The 15907-nt window shown below is 65.3% G+C and carries 19 protein-coding genes; 14 read left to right on the top strand and 5 right to left on the bottom strand.

Features of this window, described 5'->3' with window-relative positions; genetic code table 11:
* Positions 1 to 26: 26 nt before the first annotated feature.
* The 5 genes from WG908_RS05715 to WG908_RS05735 all read left to right on the top strand — a co-directional run bounded on the left by WG908_RS05715 (position 27) and on the right by WG908_RS05735 (position 3325).
* On the top strand, positions 27 to 368 hold the full coding sequence (locus WG908_RS05715) for an Mth938-like domain-containing protein (RefSeq protein ID WP_340185736.1): 342 nt from the start codon (positions 27 to 29) through the stop codon (positions 366 to 368).
* Between the two features lie 129 nt (positions 369 to 497).
* The gene (locus WG908_RS05720) at positions 498 to 1613 is read left to right on the top strand and encodes a Ppx/GppA phosphatase family protein (RefSeq protein WP_340185608.1); all 1116 of its coding nucleotides are present in this window, start codon (positions 498 to 500) and stop codon (positions 1611 to 1613) included.
* 24 nt (positions 1614 to 1637) lie between these two features.
* Positions 1638 to 2306 (top strand): RlmE family RNA methyltransferase, encoded by a 669-nt coding sequence (locus WG908_RS05725; RefSeq protein ID WP_340185609.1) that lies wholly within the window; start codon positions 1638 to 1640, stop codon positions 2304 to 2306.
* Positions 2307 to 2490: 184 nt separating this feature from the next.
* Positions 2491 to 2697 (top strand): 30S ribosomal protein S21, encoded by a 207-nt coding sequence (rpsU, locus tag WG908_RS05730; protein ID WP_174272504.1) that lies wholly within the window; start codon positions 2491 to 2493, stop codon positions 2695 to 2697.
* 79 nt (positions 2698 to 2776) lie between these two features.
* A complete protein-coding gene (locus WG908_RS05735; RefSeq protein WP_340185610.1) occupies positions 2777 to 3325 on the top strand; it encodes an FKBP-type peptidyl-prolyl cis-trans isomerase in 549 nt (182 codons plus the stop codon).
* A gap of 66 nt (positions 3326 to 3391) precedes the next feature.
* On the opposite strand, the gene WG908_RS05740 is transcribed toward WG908_RS05735, so the two are convergent.
* From WG908_RS05740 to pyrE, 5 genes are all read right to left on the bottom strand, one after another.
* A complete protein-coding gene (locus WG908_RS05740; RefSeq protein WP_340185611.1) occupies positions 3392 to 4456 on the bottom strand; it encodes an AI-2E family transporter in 1065 nt (354 codons plus the stop codon).
* A 23-nt stretch (positions 4457 to 4479) separates the two neighbouring features.
* Positions 4480 to 5337: a signal peptidase I gene (gene lepB / locus WG908_RS05745; protein WP_340185612.1), complete on the bottom strand. Its 858-nt coding sequence runs from the start codon at positions 5335 to 5337 to the stop codon at positions 4480 to 4482.
* A gap of 29 nt (positions 5338 to 5366) precedes the next feature.
* Complete coding sequence (gene acpS / locus WG908_RS05750) at positions 5367 to 5768, bottom strand: holo-ACP synthase (RefSeq protein WP_340185613.1); 402 nt, start codon at positions 5766 to 5768, stop codon at positions 5367 to 5369.
* Between the two features lie 166 nt (positions 5769 to 5934).
* Complete coding sequence (locus tag WG908_RS05755; RefSeq protein ID WP_340185614.1) at positions 5935 to 6663, bottom strand: pyridoxine 5'-phosphate synthase; 729 nt, start codon at positions 6661 to 6663, stop codon at positions 5935 to 5937.
* Between the two features lie 7 nt (positions 6664 to 6670).
* Positions 6671 to 7252 (bottom strand): orotate phosphoribosyltransferase, encoded by a 582-nt coding sequence (pyrE, locus tag WG908_RS05760; RefSeq protein WP_340185615.1) that lies wholly within the window; start codon positions 7250 to 7252, stop codon positions 6671 to 6673.
* 227 nt (positions 7253 to 7479) lie between these two features.
* Between pyrE and coxB the strand changes: the two genes are divergently transcribed.
* The 9 genes from coxB (at position 7480) to WG908_RS05805 (ending at position 15897) form a co-directional block, all read left to right on the top strand.
* Positions 7480 to 8532, top strand: a complete 1053-nt coding sequence (gene coxB / locus WG908_RS05765) for a cytochrome c oxidase subunit II (protein ID WP_340185737.1) — start codon at positions 7480 to 7482, stop codon at positions 8530 to 8532.
* Between the two features lie 18 nt (positions 8533 to 8550).
* Positions 8551 to 10245 carry a cytochrome c oxidase subunit I gene (ctaD, locus tag WG908_RS05770; RefSeq protein WP_340185616.1) on the top strand — a complete coding sequence of 565 codons (1695 nt, stop codon included), beginning with the start codon at positions 8551 to 8553 and terminating at the stop codon, positions 10243 to 10245.
* A 96-nt stretch (positions 10246 to 10341) separates the two neighbouring features.
* Positions 10342 to 11262: a heme o synthase gene (locus WG908_RS05775; protein WP_340185617.1), complete on the top strand. Its 921-nt coding sequence runs from the start codon at positions 10342 to 10344 to the stop codon at positions 11260 to 11262.
* A complete protein-coding gene (locus tag WG908_RS05780) occupies positions 11259 to 11396 on the top strand; it encodes a cytochrome c oxidase system small membrane protein (RefSeq protein ID WP_340185618.1) in 138 nt (45 codons plus the stop codon). Before WG908_RS05775 ends, WG908_RS05780 begins: the two co-directional genes overlap by 4 nt.
* Positions 11396 to 11971, top strand: coding sequence for a cytochrome c oxidase assembly protein (locus WG908_RS05785; protein WP_340185738.1), 576 nt, complete (start codon positions 11396 to 11398; stop codon positions 11969 to 11971). Before WG908_RS05780 ends, WG908_RS05785 begins: the two co-directional genes overlap by 1 nt.
* 42 nt (positions 11972 to 12013) lie before the next feature.
* Positions 12014 to 12841, top strand: a complete 828-nt coding sequence (locus WG908_RS05790) for a cytochrome c oxidase subunit 3 (protein WP_340185619.1) — start codon at positions 12014 to 12016, stop codon at positions 12839 to 12841.
* A gap of 88 nt (positions 12842 to 12929) precedes the next feature.
* The gene (locus WG908_RS05795; RefSeq protein WP_340185620.1) at positions 12930 to 13586 is read left to right on the top strand and encodes an SURF1 family protein; all 657 of its coding nucleotides are present in this window, start codon (positions 12930 to 12932) and stop codon (positions 13584 to 13586) included.
* Between the two features lie 44 nt (positions 13587 to 13630).
* Positions 13631 to 15031, top strand: a complete 1401-nt coding sequence (thrC, locus tag WG908_RS05800; protein WP_340185621.1) for a threonine synthase — start codon at positions 13631 to 13633, stop codon at positions 15029 to 15031.
* Complete coding sequence (locus WG908_RS05805) at positions 15028 to 15897, top strand: class I SAM-dependent methyltransferase (protein WP_340185622.1); 870 nt, start codon at positions 15028 to 15030, stop codon at positions 15895 to 15897. The genes thrC and WG908_RS05805 overlap by 4 nt, the downstream gene beginning before the upstream one ends.
* The last annotated feature ends 10 nt before the right edge of the window (positions 15898 to 15907 follow it).

A 15907-nucleotide genomic window follows, 5' to 3' on the forward strand; every position in this document is an offset into this window, starting at 1 on the left:
GCCGCGACGATGCGGGGCAGGGGCCGATCGTCACCGGCTTTTCCGGGCGCGGTTTCCGCGTGCGCGACGATGTTTTTCCCCGTGGCCTGCTGCTCTCGCCCCTTCGCGCGCTCGCCTGGGACGCGCCCGATAGCGTCGCCGCGCTGGATGTCGCTTCGCTTGGCGACCTGCTTGAGCTTGAGGTCAGGCCTGAATTTCTGCTGCTGGGCACTGGCGCCGGCATGCGCCAGCCGCCGCGCGCCTTCGTCCGTGCGCTCGATGCGCTCGATATCGGCGTCGAATCGATGGACAGCCGCGCCGCCGCCCGCGCCTGGGGCGTGCTGCGCGCCGAGGAACGCTGGATCGTCGCGGCGCTGATGCCGCTCTGATCGGTCATCATCCTGTCATGTCGTGCCGGTAACGACCTCCCGCCTTGCACAATCGCCCGTAGCTGCTTAGTCTCCACCTCAAGTTCCGGGTCTCCTTGGGCGCCGGCGATTGAGAAGTGAGACAGGGCCATGGTGCAGCACAGCCGCCCATCGCCGCACGATCTGGGGCCGTCCGGCGCGATGCCGGGCCAGCACGTCCGCCCGGCATCCAGCCAAGGCGCCCAGACCGCGGCCAGTTCCGCCCCCGTGCAAAGGGGGCTTTCGGGGAGTTTCCCGCGGGGGCGCCGCGCCTATGCGGCGATCGACCTTGGCACCAATAATTGCCGCCTGCTGATCGCCAAGCCGTCCGCCGACGGCTTCATCGTGGTCGATGCCTTTTCACGCATCGTCCGGCTGGGCGAAGGGCTGGCGGCGACCGGCCGGATCAGCGATGAAGCAATCGACCGCGCTATCGCTGCGCTTGGCATATGCGCCGACAAGCTGCGCCGCCGTCATGTAACGCTGGCGCGGTCGGTCGCGACCGAAGCGTGCCGCCGCGCCAGCAATGGCGGGGCGTTCATCGACCGCGTCTATCGTGAAACCGGGATCGCGCTCGACATCATCACCGCGCAGGAAGAGGCGCGGCTGGCGGTATTGGGGTGCCATGCCCTGCTGGAACCCGGCGATGGTCCGGCGCTTATCTTCGACATTGGCGGCGGGTCGACCGAACTGGTGCTGGTCGATGCCAATGGATCGGGGACGCCGCATATCGTCGATTGGGTCAGCGCGCCCTGGGGTGTCGTCTCGCTGACCGAAAGCGAAGCGTTCGATCATGGCGACCCGGCCGAGCGCCTCGCCGCCTATGGCCGGATGCGCGCCCGCGTCGCCGATGCCTTCTCGCCGCTAGCACGGCGATTGCCGCGCAATGCGGCCAACATCCGCCTGCTGGGCACCTCGGGAACGGTGACGACGCTCGCCAGCGTGCATCTCGACCTGCCACGCTATGATCGCCAGGCGATCGATGGCCTGATCGTGCCTTCCGAATCGATGCGTTCGATTTCCACGCGCCTCGCCGCCCTGTCGCTCGCCGACCGGCAGAAATTGCCGTGCATCGGCACGGAGCGGGCGGATCTGGTGGTGGCGGGCTGCGCGATTCTCGAATCGATTCTCGATATCTGGCCCGCCCAGCGGCTGGGCGTTGCCGACCGCGGTATTCGCGAAGGCATATTGCGCGGGCTGATGGACCGTGACAGGGCACCGTCATGAGTGTCCTGATATGAGTATCGCAATATGAGGGGCACGGGCGTCGGCCGGGTCAAGGTAAAGACCGCCAAGGGCCGCACCGCGCAATCGACGCGCTGGCTGGAACGGCAACTCAACGATCCCTATGTCCGCAAGGCCAAGGCGGAAGGCTGGCGCAGTCGCGCCGCCTTCAAGCTGATCGAACTGGACGAGAAATTCGGCTTTCTCAAAGGGTCGCGCGCCGTGGTCGATCTGGGCGTGGCTCCGGGCGGCTGGGCGCAGGTCGTCCGCAAGCAGTGCCCCAAGGCCAGCGTCGTCGGCATCGACCTGTTGCCGACCGATCCCATCCCCGGCGTCACCCTGTTCGAAATGGACTTCATGGATGACAAGGCGCCCGCGATGTTGCGTGACGCACTGGGCGACGCGCCCGACCTCATCATATCCGACATGGCGGCAAACACGGTGGGCCATGCGCAGACCGACCATCTGCGCACCATGGGCCTGGTCGAGGCGGCCGCCTGGTTCGCGATCGAAAACCTTCAGAAGGGCGGAGCCTTCGTGGCCAAGGTCTTTGCCGGCGGCACGGATTCGGAACTGCTGGGCATGCTCAAGAAGAATTTTGCGACGGTGAAGCACGCCAAGCCCCCCGCCAGCCGCAAGGGCAGCGTCGAATGGTATGTCGTGGCGCAGGGCTTCAAGGGCCGCGCCGAGCCTTGAAAAGGCTTCGGTGCAGACGGTGCGGCTTTTGGGTTGAATTTGCCATGGCCTGCTGGTAGGGCGCGGCCCACACACGGCGCGGGCTTGCCTGCGACGACTCATTATATTTGTTTTTCGGCCGACCCGTCGGAATGAGAAATTTTCCGACGGACTGGCCGTTTTTTGACCGGAGACTGACTGGCTTATGCAAATCATCGTTCGCGACAATAATGTCGACCAGGCCCTGCGCGCGCTCAAGAAGAAGTTGCAGCGTGAGGGCGTGTATCGCGAGATGAAGCTGCGCCGTCATTATGAGAAGCCGTCGGAAAAGCGCGCTCGTGAAAAGGCCGCCGCCATCCGCCGCGCGCGCAAGCTGGAACGCAAGCGCGCCGAGCGCGACGGCGCGAAGTAGGCGTCGCTGCTTCGGGCGTGGCGGTCGCCGCGCCCTGCCAGGCTGATTTTCTGACCTTCTCGACAAAGGGCGTCTTGCCATGTCCATCACGGCCGTTCCGCTTCGTCCCATCTCCAAAGGGTCTCTTTCCCGTCTGTGGATCGGTGTCGCCGCCGTCGCGCTTGCGGCGGGCGGACTCGCCTGGGCCGGTCAGCGAGGCGTTGCCGACACGCCCGCCAGCTTCCTCGCGAGCAATGCTGGTGAAGCGGGTGTCGTGACGACGGACAGCGGCCTGCAATATAAGGTGATCGAAGCGGGCACGGGCACGAGCCCGTCGACCGCCGATGTCGCGCTGGTGGGCTATAAGGGCGCGTTGCTGGACGGCACGACCTTCGATGAAAATCCGCAGACCGCGATGCCGATCGACGGCGTCGTGCCGGGCTTTTCCGAAGGGCTGCAACTGATGAAGAAGGGGGCCAAGTTCCGCTTCTGGATTCCGCCGCAGCTTGGCTATGGCGACCAGGCCGCCGGGCCGATCCCCGCTGGATCGGTGCTGGTGTTCGACGTGACGCTGCATGATTTCAAGTCAAAGGCGGAAATCATGCAGATGCAGCGGCAGGGCGGGGCAACGCCGCCGCCGGCCCCCTGACCGGGTCGGGCCGATCGCAGGATGAAGGAGGGGCCAGCCAGTCGGCCCCTTTTTTGTGCCTGGCGCTTATCCCTCGCCCGGTGCCGTCCGTGCCTCAAGCGCCTTGGAGCGCTCCTCCAGCCACACCTTGATCATCGCCACGATCGGATCGGCCAGAAACAGCCCCATGATACCGAACAGCGCGCCGAACAATATCTGCGCCGCCAGCACCAGTGCGGGGGCAAGGTCGGTGGCGCGCTTGGCGACCATCGGCACGATCAGGTAGCCGTCGATAATCTGTACCACCAGATAGACGAAGAAAGCGTAGAGGCCGACATCGGACCCCGCCGAGAAGCCGACGAGGATGATCAGCACGCCCGATATGATCGACCCGATGTTGGGAAGGAAAGCGAACAGCCCGGTCAATATGCCGAGCAGCCCCGCCATCGGCACCCCGCCCGCCAGCAGCAGCAGCCAGGTGCCGACGCCTTCCACCGCCATGCCGATCAGCCTGCCGAACATGAGCCGGCGCAGCGTCCAGCCCATCTTGTCGGCGACCGTATAGAAATAGGCGCGCCTCTCCATGGGCAGCATCCAGGCGAAACCGCGCTCGTACAGCTTGGGTTCGACCGCGATGAATATGGCGAGCACCAACATCATCACCAGGCTGGTGACGGCGCCGACGGCGGTGCCGACCGCCGCGGTCAGGCGCCCCATCGAACTCATCGCCTGGCCGGCGAGGCTCTTGAAATCCGCGGGAGTCGCGGTGACGCCCAATTGCTGCATCCATCCGCCGATGCGTGCGGCCTGCCCCTCGACGATCGTCCGCATCGCCTGTGCCTGTTCGGCGAGGCTCGATCCCGTCAGGTAAAAGGTGTAGGTCAGGAACGCGACCGCGCCCAGCAGCACGATCGCGAGCCGCCAGCCGCGCCGGATCGGCAGCACCCGGCCCAGCAGCCGCGCGCCCCCGTCCATCATCGTCGCCAGCACGAGCGCACCCAGGATCAGCATGATCGGTTGAGCCAGCAGCGCGACCAGCGCGATGGCGATCGCCATGGAAAACCACACAGCCGCGCGGCGCGCTTCATGTTGGGTCAGCGAACTGCGCAGTTCGGTGGGGCCGGGCCGTTCGATATGGTGCGTGTCGCTCAAACGCGGTCCCCGGTGGTTGCGAATTATTTCGGTGGTGCAACGCTGGCAGGGCGCAAGCTGTTCCCCGCGCGACCGCTCCTTAGCGATTCAATCCAGCTGAGCGGTGACCAGCCTGCCGCGCCATCCAGCGAAAAGGTGATGAATTCGGCGCGCCCGCCGATCGCTTCCCACGGCACTGGGCCACCCAGGCCATTTTCCGACAGCGGCGCGCGGCTGTCGGCGCTGTTGTCGCGATTGTCGCCCATCAGGAACACATGGTTGGCGGGCACCCGCACCGGCCCATACCAGTCGAGCGGACTCGGCCCCATGTCGATGGTCAGATAGGTTTTGCCATTGGGCAATATCTCCTGCCGTACGGGCAGTTCGCAAAATTCGCGGCCCTGCGCGTCGGCGATCAGCGCGCCGGGAAATTGCGTGGGCGGGCAGGGGGCGTTGGCGTCGACCGGCAGGCGGATCGGCTTCATCGCCTTCTGGCGAACCGCCACGCCGTTCAGCAGCACCTGGCCGCCGCGCACCTCGACGATGTCGCCGGGCAGGCCGATCACGCGCTTGATATAATCCTCGCGCCGGGCGTGCGGCGACACGATGACGATGTCGCCACGCTGGGGCATGCTGCCGAAGATGCGACCGGGCATATAGGACAGGGGATGAAAGCTGGGCGACACATAGGACCAGCCATAGGGGAATTTGCTCACCACCAGCCGGTCGCCCTTGAGCAGCACCGGCATCATCGATTCGGACGGGATGTAAAAGGGCTTGGCGACGAAGCTGTGAAAGGCCAGCACGGCCAGGATCAGCAGGCCGATGCTCTTGATCTCATGCCACCAGTCGACGCCGGTCCGTGCCGCGGTCGCCGGGGCCAGGTCCTGTGCTGCGGTCATGTCAGGCTCGTTCGCTGGAGGATCGTTCGTCATAGCGGCACCGCCTCGATGATGACGAAGGCCAGCGCCCAGGGATGATCGTCGGTCAGGGTGAGGTGAATGGCGGCGCGGTGCCCCGCCGGGATCATCGCGGCCAGCCGCTCCTGCGCCCCGCCGGTCAGGTTGAGCGTGGGCGCCCCCGACGGGGTGTTGACCACGCCGATATCCTTCATGAACACGCCCGCCTTGAACCCTGTGCCGACCGCCTTGGAAAAGGCCTCCTTGGCGGCGAAGCGCTTGGCCAGCGTGCCGGCCTTGGTAAAGGGGCGGCGATTGGCCTTGGCCTGCTCGACATCGGTGAAGACGCGCTGTTCGAACCGTGCGCCGAAACGGTCGAGCGAATGCTGGATGCGCTCGATGTTGCAGAGGTCGGAACCGAGGCCGATGATCATGCCATTCCTCCCCGGTACGGGGAGGGGGTTGGATGGAGGCCCGTGACTCCATCCAACAGCGAAGCGGTGGTGGAGGGGGGTAGCGCCAGAATCCGACAGGGAGCGGTAGGAGGCGCGCCGCCTCCACCAGCCTGCGGCTGGTTCCCCTCCCCGTGCCGGGGCGGAATCACCGCGCCAGGTCCATCTGCCGCCGCATCTCGCGAATGCTGCCCTCCAGCCCGCCGAAAATCGCCTCGCCGATCAGGAAATGGCCGATATTCAATTCGGCGATCTGCGGGATGGCGGCGATCGGCGCGACATTGTCGAAGGTCAGGCCGTGCCCGGCATGCGGCTCGATGCCGTTCTTGGCCGCCAGCGCCGCCGCGTCGGCGATCCGCCGCAGCTCGGCCGCGCGCGCTTCGCCGCTCAGATGGGCATAGGCGCCGGTGTGAAATTCCACCACCGGCGCGTCCAGCCGGATCGCCGCGTCGATCTGGCGCGCGTCGGCCTCGATGAACAGGCTGACGCGGATGCCCGCATCGCGCAGCGCCGCGACCATGGGCTTAAGCGTTTCAAACTGCCCGGCCGCATCCAGCCCGCCCTCGGTCGTGCGCTCCTCGCGCTTTTCCGGCACGATGCAGGCGGCATGGGGACGATAGCGCAGCGCGATGTCCAGCATCTCCGCCGTCGCCGCCATTTCCAGGTTGAGCGGCACGTTGAGCGCCGCCATCAGGGTGGCGACATCCGCGTCGCGGATATGCCGCCGGTCTTCGCGCAGGTGCGCGGTGATGCCGTCCGCGCCGGCCTTGACCGCCAGCAGCGCCGCCTTGACCGGATCGGGATGGTCGCCCCCGCGCGCGTTGCGAATGGTCGCGACATGGTCGATATTGACGCCAAGGCGCAGGGGGCTGGTCATGGTCGCGCTAGTTTTTCCGGCTGCCCGGCTTCGCCGCCGGCACCGCCGCCAGTTCGGGCGGCAGGCTGTCGGCATCATAGACCGGGAAATTGATGCTGACGAGCGGGTAGAAGGGCACGCCGAGCTCCACCTCGCCCGCCGACCGGTCGACCAGCGCGACTTCCGCGATCACAACTCCGCCATCGGCATGCACCGCGTCGATCGCCTGCCGCGACGAAAGCCCGGTGGTGACGACGTCCTCGACCATCAGAACCTTCTGCCCCGGCTGGACCGCAAAGCCGCGCCGCAGTTCGAACACGCCTTCGGGCCGTTCCAGGAACACGGCGTCCTTTTCCAGCGCGCGGCCGACCTCGTGGCCGATGATCAGGCCGCCCATCGCCGGAGACACGACCAGGTCGATCTCCTGGCGCAGCTCGCGCGGCAGTTTCTGTACCATCGCGCGCGCCAGCCGGCCCGCGCGCTCGCCGTTCATCAGAACGCGCGCGCATTGCAGATAGTTGGCGCTGCGACGCCCCGACGAGAGGATGAAATGCCCCTCCAGCAGTGCACCCGCCGCCCTGAATTCCGCCAGCACCTCTTCATCGGTCATTCCGCTTTTTTCCACATAAATGCGCCCCCGTGCGCAGCAGCCTGCGCGCGGGCCGAAATAGGCGGGGGCGGCATCGGTTGCAACAGCGAAGAAAATCTGCTCCTGCCCGCTTGAGGCATTAAAAAACCATGCCTATAAGCCGCGGCAGACCGACCGGGCGGGGAACTGCGCATATGCGCGCCCTGCGTCGTAGCGGCGCCAAGGGGTTACGGGGTATCGAGACGCTTATGAAGATGGTGAAATCGCTCCTTCTCGCCGGGTTGCTGGCCTTCGCGCCGGCAATGGCGATGGGCAATCAGGCGCTGGCGCAGGACAATGCCGCGACGGCCGCGCCCGTCGATGCGGATCCCCGCTCGTCGGACATGGGCGCGCCGGCCGATTCGGCCGATGCCAACGTCGCGAACGTCTCGGCCGCCGCGCCCGCCGCCAAGGTCGCGGGTCCGGCACGGATGCAGCCGACCGAAGGCATCGGCATGCCGATGCCGGGCGAAATGTCGATCCAGAAACAGTTCACCTCCACCGGGCACAGCGCCCGCTGGCTGCACGACGTGCTGCTCCTGCCGATCATCATCGTCATCTCGGTCTTCGTGCTGATCCTGATGATCTACGCGATGTTCCGCTTCCGCCGCTCGGCCAACCCCGTACCGTCCAAGACGGCGCACAACACGTTGATCGAGGTGCTCTGGACCGTCATTCCGGTCATCATCCTGCTGGTGATCGCGGTTCCCTCGATCGGTCTGCTCGCCGACCAGTACAAGCCCGCGCCCAAGGATGCGCTGACCGTCAAGGTCACAGGCTATCAATGGTATTGGGGCTATGAATATCCCGACGCCGGCATCCCCGAATTCGTTTCGAACCTGCTGCCGCCCGAAAAGGCGCTCAGCGCCGGCGAGCCCAACCTGCTCGCGGTCGACAACCGTCTGGTCCTGCCCGCCGGTCGCCCGATCAAGCTGATCATCACCGGCGCCGACGTGATCCATGCCTTTGCGGTGCCTGCGCTGTGGCTCAAGATGGATGCGGTTCCCGGTCGCCTGAACGAGAAGAGCTTCGTCATCGAAAAGCCGGGCGTCTATTACGGCCAGTGTTCGGAACTGTGCGGCGCGCGCCATGGCTTCATGCCGATCGCGGTCGAGGCGCTGCCTCCGGCCCAGTTCGACCAGTGGGTGCTCTCGCAGGGCGGCACGTTGCCCGGCGGCACCGCCGCGCCCGCCGCCGAGATGGGTCCGCAACAGGGTAGCGATCTGCCGGGTCCGCCCGCCGCCGCCCCCGCCAAGCTTTGATGTAAGGGCAGAAACGCCATGACAACCATTACCGCAGATCATCACGGCGATCACGCCCACGATCATCATGACGCCGATCACAAGCCCGCTTTCTTCCAGCGTTGGTTCATGTCGACCAACCACAAGGATATCGGCACTCTCTACCTGATCTTCGCGATCGTCGCCGGCATCATCGGCGGCGGGATTTCGGGCCTGATGCGCGTCGAACTGGCGCAGCCGGGCATCCAGTATCTCCAGACCTGGGCCAACCTGCAACATGACCTGATGGGCGTGGAGCCGGCAACGCTGGACCAGGCCTATCATCTGTGGAATGCGCTCATCACCGCGCACGGTCTCATCATGGTGTTCTTCATGGTGATGCCTGCGATGATCGGCGGCTTTGGCAACTGGTTCGTGCCGATCATGATCGGCGCGCCCGACATGGCCTTCCCGCGCATGAACAACATCAGCTTCTGGCTGCTCATCCCCGCCTTCACGCTGCTGCTCGGTTCGGCCTTCGTGCCCGGCGGCACCGGCTATGGCGCGGGCACCGGCTGGACGGTCTATGCGCCGCTTTCGACCAGCGGTTCGGCTGGACCTGCGGTCGACATGGCGATCCTGTCGCTCCACATCGCCGGCGCCTCGTCGATCCTGGGTGCGATCAACTTCATCACCACCATCCTCAACATGCGCGCGCCGGGCATGACCCTGCACAAAATGCCGCTGTTCGTCTGGTCGGTGCTGGTTACCGCCTTCCTGCTGCTGCTCGCGCTGCCCGTGCTGGCCGCCGCCATCACCATGCTGCTGACCGACCGTAATTTCGGCACGACCTTCTACGATGCGGCTGGCGGTGGCGATCCTGAACTCTACCAGCATCTGTTCTGGTTCTTCGGCCACCCCGAAGTCTATATCATGATCCTGCCGGGCTTCGGCATCATCAGCCAGATCGTCTCGACCTTCAGCCGCAAGCCCGTGTTCGGCTATCTCGGCATGGCTTATGCGATGGTCGCGATCGGCGTGGTCGGCTTCGTCGTCTGGGCGCACCACATGTTCACCACCGGCATGTCGGTCAATGTGAAGATGTATTTCACCGCCGCGACGATGGTTATCGCGGTCCCCACCGGCATCAAGATCTTCTCGTGGATCGCGACCATGTGGGGCGGGTCGATGAGCTTCAAGACGCCGATGGTATGGGCGCTGGGCTTCATCTTCATGTTCACCGTGGGCGGCGTCACCGGCGTGGTGCTGGCCAATGGCGGCGTGGACGATTACCTGCACGACACCTATTATGTCGTCGCCCACTTCCATTATGTGCTCTCGCTGGGCGCGGTGTTCGGCCTGTTCGCGGGTTTCTATTACTGGTTCCCGAAGATGTCGGGCCGGATGTACAATGAGTTCCTCGGCCAACTCCACTTCTGGGTCTTCTTCATCGGCGTGAACATCCTGTTCTTCCCGATGCATTTCCTGGGATTGTCGGGCATGCCCCGCCGCTATCCGGACTATCCGGCTGCGTTCGAACTGTGGAACAAGATCGCCACCAACGGCTATATGATCATGGCTACGGGCATGGGCATCTTCTTCATCAACCTGATCTGGTCGCTGGCCGCGGGCAAGAAGGCTGAAGGCAATCCGTGGGGTTCGGGCGCGACGACGCTGGAATGGACGCTGTCCAGCCCGCCGCCCTTCCATCAGTTCGAAACCCTGCCGGTGATCGACGAGACCGCGCATCATTGATCGCGCGACAACCGACCTGATCGGGGGCGGGCTGCGGCCCGCCCCCGACGTACGACAGCGATAATGCCCGCCAGCATCGGTCGGGCCGGAACGACCATGACGACCCTGACCTTCGCCCACGCCCATAGCCAGGTTCATTGGCCCGCCCACTGGCGCGATTTCGTCGCGCTCACCAAGCCGCGCGTGATGACGCTGGTGGTCTTTACCGGGCTTTGTGGTCTGCTGGCGGCTCCGGGTGCGATTCATCCGGTGCTGGCCTTCACGGCGATCCTGAGCATCGCACTGGGCGCGGGCGCTGCCGCCGCGCTCAACCAATGGTATGAAGCGGACATCGACGCCAGGATGAAGCGGACCGCCAATCGTCCGCTGCCTGCCGGACGGATGGATCGCCAGTCGGCGCTGCATTTCGGCGTCGGCCTCTCCTTCTTCTCGGTGCTGCTGCTCGGCATGGCGACCAACTGGTTCGCCGCCGCCGTGCTTGCAGTCTCGATCCTGTTCTACGTCCTCGTCTATACCATCTGGCTCAAGCCCCGGACGCCGCAGAATATCGTGATCGGCGGCGCGGCCGGGGCCTTTCCGCCGGTGATCGGCTGGGCGGCGGTGACGGGCGATGTTTCCGCGCTCCCGGTCGCGCTGTTCATGCTGATCTTCTTCTGGACTCCGCCGCATTTCTGGGCGCTGGCGCTGTTCGTCCGGCCCGACTATGCCGCCGCCGGCATTCCGATGCTGCCGGTCGTGTCCGGCGAGGTGGCCACCCGTCGGCAGATATGGCTGTACACCGCGATCATGGCCGTGGCCGCGCTCGCGCCCGTCCTCCTGAACCTGACCGGCCTGGTCTATGGCACCGTCGCGCTGATCGGCACCGCCGTCTTCGCGGTGCTGGCCTTCCAGGTCTATCGCAATCACGAACTTGATCCCGCGCGCATGCGGCCCGAACGGCGGCTGTTCAAATATTCGATTCTCTACCTCTTCATCCTGTTCGGCGCGATCGTCGCCGATCGCTGGATGCTCGCATGACGCCGGATGAGGAAAAGCTGGTCCGCGCCCGCCAGAAATCGCGCGCCATCGTGACAGCTGTGCTGCTGGCGGCGCTCGTCGTCCTGTTCTACGCGATCACCATTGCGAAGATCAGCAGCAGTCACGCGATATGATGACAACGCTTCCGCCTTCTCCGTTCGACCGCGACCGGCGCAATCGGCGCACGATGGTCATGATGGCAGGCGTGGGCCTTGCGATGCTCGGCCTGGGCTTCGCGTCGGTGCCGCTTTACCGCATCTTCTGCGAACAGACGGGCTTTGGCGGCACCACCGCACGCGCCGCGACCGACGTCGATGTGCACGAGGTCGCCGGCCGGACCATGTCGATCCGCTTCGATTCCAATGTCCAGCCGGGCATGCCCTGGCAATTCTACCCCGAACATCACACCGACACGGTGACGATCGGGCGCAAGAATATGGCGATCTTTATCGCCAGGAACATGTCGGACAAGCCGGTGACCGGAACGGCCGCCTTCAATGTCACGCCGACGCAGGCGGGCAGCTACTTTGCCAAGATCCAGTGCTTTTGCTTTACCGAGCAGACGTTGCAGCCGGGGCAGGAGGTGCGGATGCCCGTCCTCTACTTCGTCGATCCGAAAATACTGGACGATCCGGACAACAAGGATACGCAGCAAATTACCTTGAGCTACACCTTCTACCCTGTTGAGCAGGGCGGGAAGCCAAGCTAAGGCAAATCACTATAACGCGAACCGCGAACAGGGAAGAAGACCATGGCCGGCGCCAAGAACCACGATTATCATATCCTTCCGCCCAGCATCTGGCCGCTGTTCGGCTCGATGTCGGCGCTGGTGATGGCGTTCGGCGCGATCATGTGGATGCATCCCGACGCGATGCCCGCCGGCGGCGGCTGGGTTTTCTTCGCCGGCGTGACCGGCGTGCTGTTCACCTTCTACAGCTGGTGGGCCAATGTGATCGCCGAAGCCCATGCCGGTGATCATACCCCGGTGGTACAGCTTCACCTGCGCTATGGGATGATCCTGTTCATTGCCTCGGAAGTCATGTTCTTCGTCGGCTGGTTCTGGGCATTTTTCGACTTTTCGCTGTTCCCCAGCGAACTCGCGCCGATCGATGGCCTGTTCCCGTCCAAGGGCGTGGAGGTGATGAATGCGTTCGAGCTGCCGCTGCTCAATACGCTGATCCTGCTCTGTTCGGGAACCACCGTCACCTGGGCGCATCACGCGCTGATCCACGGTGATCGCGACGGCCTGATCAAGGGGTTGTGGTGCACCATCATCCTGGGCGCGGTTTTCTCGTGCATCCAGGCCTATGAATATGCCCATGCGCCCTTCGGCTTCGGCGGCACGCCCTACAGCTCGTCCTTTTACATGGCCACCGGTTTCCACGGTTTCCACGTCCTGGTCGGCACCATCTTCCTGATCGTCAATCTGGTCCGCGCCTATAAGGGGCACTTCACCCCGCGGCAGCATTTCGGGTTCGAAGCGGCCGCCTGGTACTGGCATTTCGTCGATGTGGTCTGGCTGTTCCTCTTCGTTGCCGTCTATGTCTGGGGTGGCTGGGGCGCGACCGTTCACGGCTGATCGACCCTTTTCCTGTCGACTGGGTGCGGCCGGGGAGCGATCCCTGGCCGTTTCCTTTTCCGACGGTCCGGGCTAAGCCCGTGCCGACATGATCGAACATCCCGCCACCACGCCCAGGCTGCGCCTGCCGTTCCTGCCCACGCTGCTGGTCGGCCTGGCCGTTCTCATCATGATTGGCCTGGGAATCTGGCAGTTGCAGCGCAGCGCCGAAAAGACGGCGGCGATCGCGATGGCCGCGTCCAATCCCGCACGCCCCGCGGTCAGCTTTCCCGCGTTGCCGCCGGTCCCGCGCGACCTGCTGTTCCGTCCCAGTTCTGTCATGTGCCTGCGTGTGGCCGGCTGGCGGACGGAGGCCGGCCGGGCAAGCGACGGGACGTCGGGCTATCGCTATATCGCGCAATGCGTGACCGGGGCCGAAGGGCCAGGGGCGCTGGTCGTCATGGGCGTGACGCCGCGACCGGACGCCGGCCCGGTCTGGACCGGGGGGCGCGTGGCCGGCTGGTTGTCCGAAGAACCCGATCATCGTCCGCTCATCGCGCGCCTCGCCGGCAAGGCGCCGCCGCTGCGGCCGATGCTGGTCGCGCGCACCGCGGCTGCGGGCCTCAAGCCCGCTGCGCCGCCCAGCGCCGCCGACGTGCCCAACAATCATCTTGCCTATGCGGTGCAGTGGTTCCTCTTCGCGGCGATCGCCATCATCATCTACATATTGGCGTTGCGCCGGCACATCGGGCTGAAATCGGCGTAAACGCTTGCCCCGGGACCTGCGCATCGTTACCGCGCTTTCCCATCATGCACTATGTCAGCACCAGGGGGAGCGCCCCAACGCTCAGTTTCGAGGATGTGACGCTTGCGGGCCTCGCTTCCGATGGCGGTCTCTACCTGCCTGAAAACTGGCCCAGCCTTTCACCGGCGGATATCGCCGCGCTTGCGGGCCTTTCCTATGTCGAAACGGCGGTTCGGGTCATGTCGCCCTTCGTCGCGGGCAGCCTGGACGAAGGCGAATTGCGCGGTCTGTGCGAAGCCGCCTATGGCCGCTTCAGCCACGGGGCCGTGACGCCTCTGGTACAGCTTGACCATCGCCATTGGGTCCTGGAACTGTTCCATGGTCCGACATTGGCGTTCAAGGATGTCGCGCTTCAGCTGCTGGGCGAATTGTTCGAACGCTTCCTGTCGCGCAGGGACGATCATCTGACGATCGTCGGCGCGACATCGGGCGATACCGGGTCGGCGGCGATCGACGCGGTCGCGGGGCGCGACAAGATCGACATCTTCATGCTGCATCCCGAAGGGCGCGTGTCCGACGTCCAGCGGCGGCAGATGACGACGGTGCGGGCGCCCAATGTCTACAATATCGCGATCGACGGCAGTTTCGACGATGCCCAGGCGCTGGTGAAGCGCATGTTCAACGACGCGGATTTCTCGTCGCGCTTCAACCTGTCGGCGGTCAATTCGATCAACTGGGCGCGGTTGATGGCGCAGGTGGTCTATTATTTCTATGCTGCCGTCCGCCTGGGTGCGCCGGGCCGTCCGGTCGCCTTTTCGGTGCCGACGGGCAATTTCGGCGACGTTTTCGCGGGCTATGTCGCGGCGCAGATGGGATTGCCGGTCGCCAGGCTCATCGTCGCGACCAATGTCAACGACATCCTGCATCGGGCGCTGTCCGATGGCGACTACAGCCAGGGACAGGTGGTGGCGACGGCGACGCCCAGCATGGACATTCAGGTCAGCTCCAATTTCGAGCGGCTGCTGTTCGACGCCGGTGGCCGGAACGGCGCGGCGCTCGCCGAACAGATGCGGGGCTTTGAGGCGAGCAAGGCGATGCGGCTGACCAATGCCCAGCGTGAAGGGGCGGCCGGTCTGTTCGCGTCCGCGCGGATCGATGTCGATGGCATGACCATGGCGATGCGCTGGGCGTCCGACACGGCGGGACAGATCATCGATCCGCATAGCGCCATCGGTCTGGCGGCGGCCCGCGAAGCGCAGGTCGACCCGGCGGTGCCCATCGTCACGCTGGCGACGGCGCACCCGGCCAAGTTTCCCGACGCTGTCGAGCGTGCCACCGGCATGCGGCCATCCTTGCCCAAGCGGGTCGGCGACCTGTTCGCGCGCGAGGAAAATTATGCCCGGCTGCCGGGCACGTTTGAAGCCATCACCGCTTATGTCGCGGAGCGCGCGACGCCGCGGGCATGAGGCTCGACACACTGATAGGCGAGCCCTGGGACGATTATGGCCTGATCGACAGCGGCCATGGGCGCAAGCTGGAGCGTTACGGCCGCTATCGCTTCATCCGGCCAGAGCCGCAGGCGATGTGGGCGCCGGCGACCGACGACTGGAATGCCGACGCCGAGTTCGTGCCGGGTTCGGACGAGGATGGCGGCGGGCGCTGGTATTATGACCGGCCCGTTCCGGCCGAAGGCTGGCCGCTTGCCTGGAAAGAGGTGACCTTCCAGTCGAGTTGCACGCCGTTCCGGCACCTGGGCTTCTTTCCCGACATGGCGCCGGTGTGGGACTGGATGCGCTTGGCGACCGCCGACAAGGCCGATGCCGGCATCATGAACCTGTTCGGCTATACCGGGGTCGGCACCCTGGCGATGGCGGCGGCGGACAAGCAAATGGTGCATGTCGATGCATCCAAAAAATCGGTGGCGCAGGCACGGGCCAATGCTGCGCTGTCGGGATTGGCGGACAAGCCGGTGCGCTGGATCGTCGACGATGCGGCCAAATTCGTCGCGCGCGAGGTGCGGCGGGGCAAGCGTTATGACGGCATCCTGCTCGATCCGCCCAAATATGGGCGCGGTCCCGATGGCGAATTGTGGCGACTGGAAGAGGATCTGCCGGGGCTGATCGTCAATTGCCGGCAACTGCTGGACGCCGACAGCCGCTTCCTGTTCCTGACTGTCTATGCGGTGCGTATGTCGGCGCTGGCGATCGGCGAACTGCTGAAGCAGGCGTTCGCGGACCTGCCCGGCACGGTCGAGGCAGGGGAACTGGCGGTGCGGGAGGAAACGCGCGGGCTGTTGCTGCCGACGGCGATCTGGGCGCGCTGGTCGCGATAGGGCATCGCGC

The sequence above is a fragment of the Sphingobium anseongense genome (assembly GCF_037725245.1).
Taxonomy (GTDB): Bacteria; Pseudomonadota; Alphaproteobacteria; order Sphingomonadales; family Sphingomonadaceae; genus Sphingobium.

Bases quoted from the DNA above. Each gene is read 5' to 3' on its own strand.
- WG908_RS05720 (WP_340185608.1), top strand. From the start codon at position 498: ATGGTGCAGCACAGCCGCCCATCGCCGCACGATCTGGGGCCGTCCGGC.
- WG908_RS05725 (WP_340185609.1), top strand. From the start codon at position 1,638: ATGAGGGGCACGGGCGTCGGCCGGGTCAAGGTAAAGACCGCCAAGGGC.
- rpsU (WP_174272504.1), top strand. From the start codon at position 2,491: ATGCAAATCATCGTTCGCGACAATAATGTCGACCAGGCCCTGCGCGCG.
- WG908_RS05735 (WP_340185610.1), top strand. From the start codon at position 2,777: ATGTCCATCACGGCCGTTCCGCTTCGTCCCATCTCCAAAGGGTCTCTT.
- lepB (WP_340185612.1), bottom strand. From the start codon at position 5,337: ATGACCGCAGCACAGGACCTGGCCCCGGCGACCGCGGCACGGACCGGC.
- acpS (WP_340185613.1), bottom strand. From the start codon at position 5,768: ATGATCATCGGCCTCGGTTCCGACCTCTGCAACATCGAGCGCATCCAG.
- WG908_RS05755 (WP_340185614.1), bottom strand. From the start codon at position 6,663: ATGACCAGCCCCCTGCGCCTTGGCGTCAATATCGACCATGTCGCGACC.
- pyrE (WP_340185615.1), bottom strand. From the start codon at position 7,252: ATGACCGATGAAGAGGTGCTGGCGGAATTCAGGGCGGCGGGTGCACTG.
- coxB (WP_340185737.1), top strand. From the start codon at position 7,480: ATGAAGATGGTGAAATCGCTCCTTCTCGCCGGGTTGCTGGCCTTCGCG.
- ctaD (WP_340185616.1), top strand. From the start codon at position 8,551: ATGACAACCATTACCGCAGATCATCACGGCGATCACGCCCACGATCAT.
- WG908_RS05775 (WP_340185617.1), top strand. From the start codon at position 10,342: ATGACGACCCTGACCTTCGCCCACGCCCATAGCCAGGTTCATTGGCCC.
- WG908_RS05780 (WP_340185618.1), top strand. From the start codon at position 11,259: ATGACGCCGGATGAGGAAAAGCTGGTCCGCGCCCGCCAGAAATCGCGC.
- WG908_RS05785 (WP_340185738.1), top strand. From the start codon at position 11,396: ATGACAACGCTTCCGCCTTCTCCGTTCGACCGCGACCGGCGCAATCGG.
- WG908_RS05790 (WP_340185619.1), top strand. From the start codon at position 12,014: ATGGCCGGCGCCAAGAACCACGATTATCATATCCTTCCGCCCAGCATC.
- WG908_RS05795 (WP_340185620.1), top strand. From the start codon at position 12,930: ATGATCGAACATCCCGCCACCACGCCCAGGCTGCGCCTGCCGTTCCTG.
- thrC (WP_340185621.1), top strand. From the start codon at position 13,631: ATGCACTATGTCAGCACCAGGGGGAGCGCCCCAACGCTCAGTTTCGAG.
- WG908_RS05805 (WP_340185622.1), top strand. From the start codon at position 15,028: ATGAGGCTCGACACACTGATAGGCGAGCCCTGGGACGATTATGGCCTG.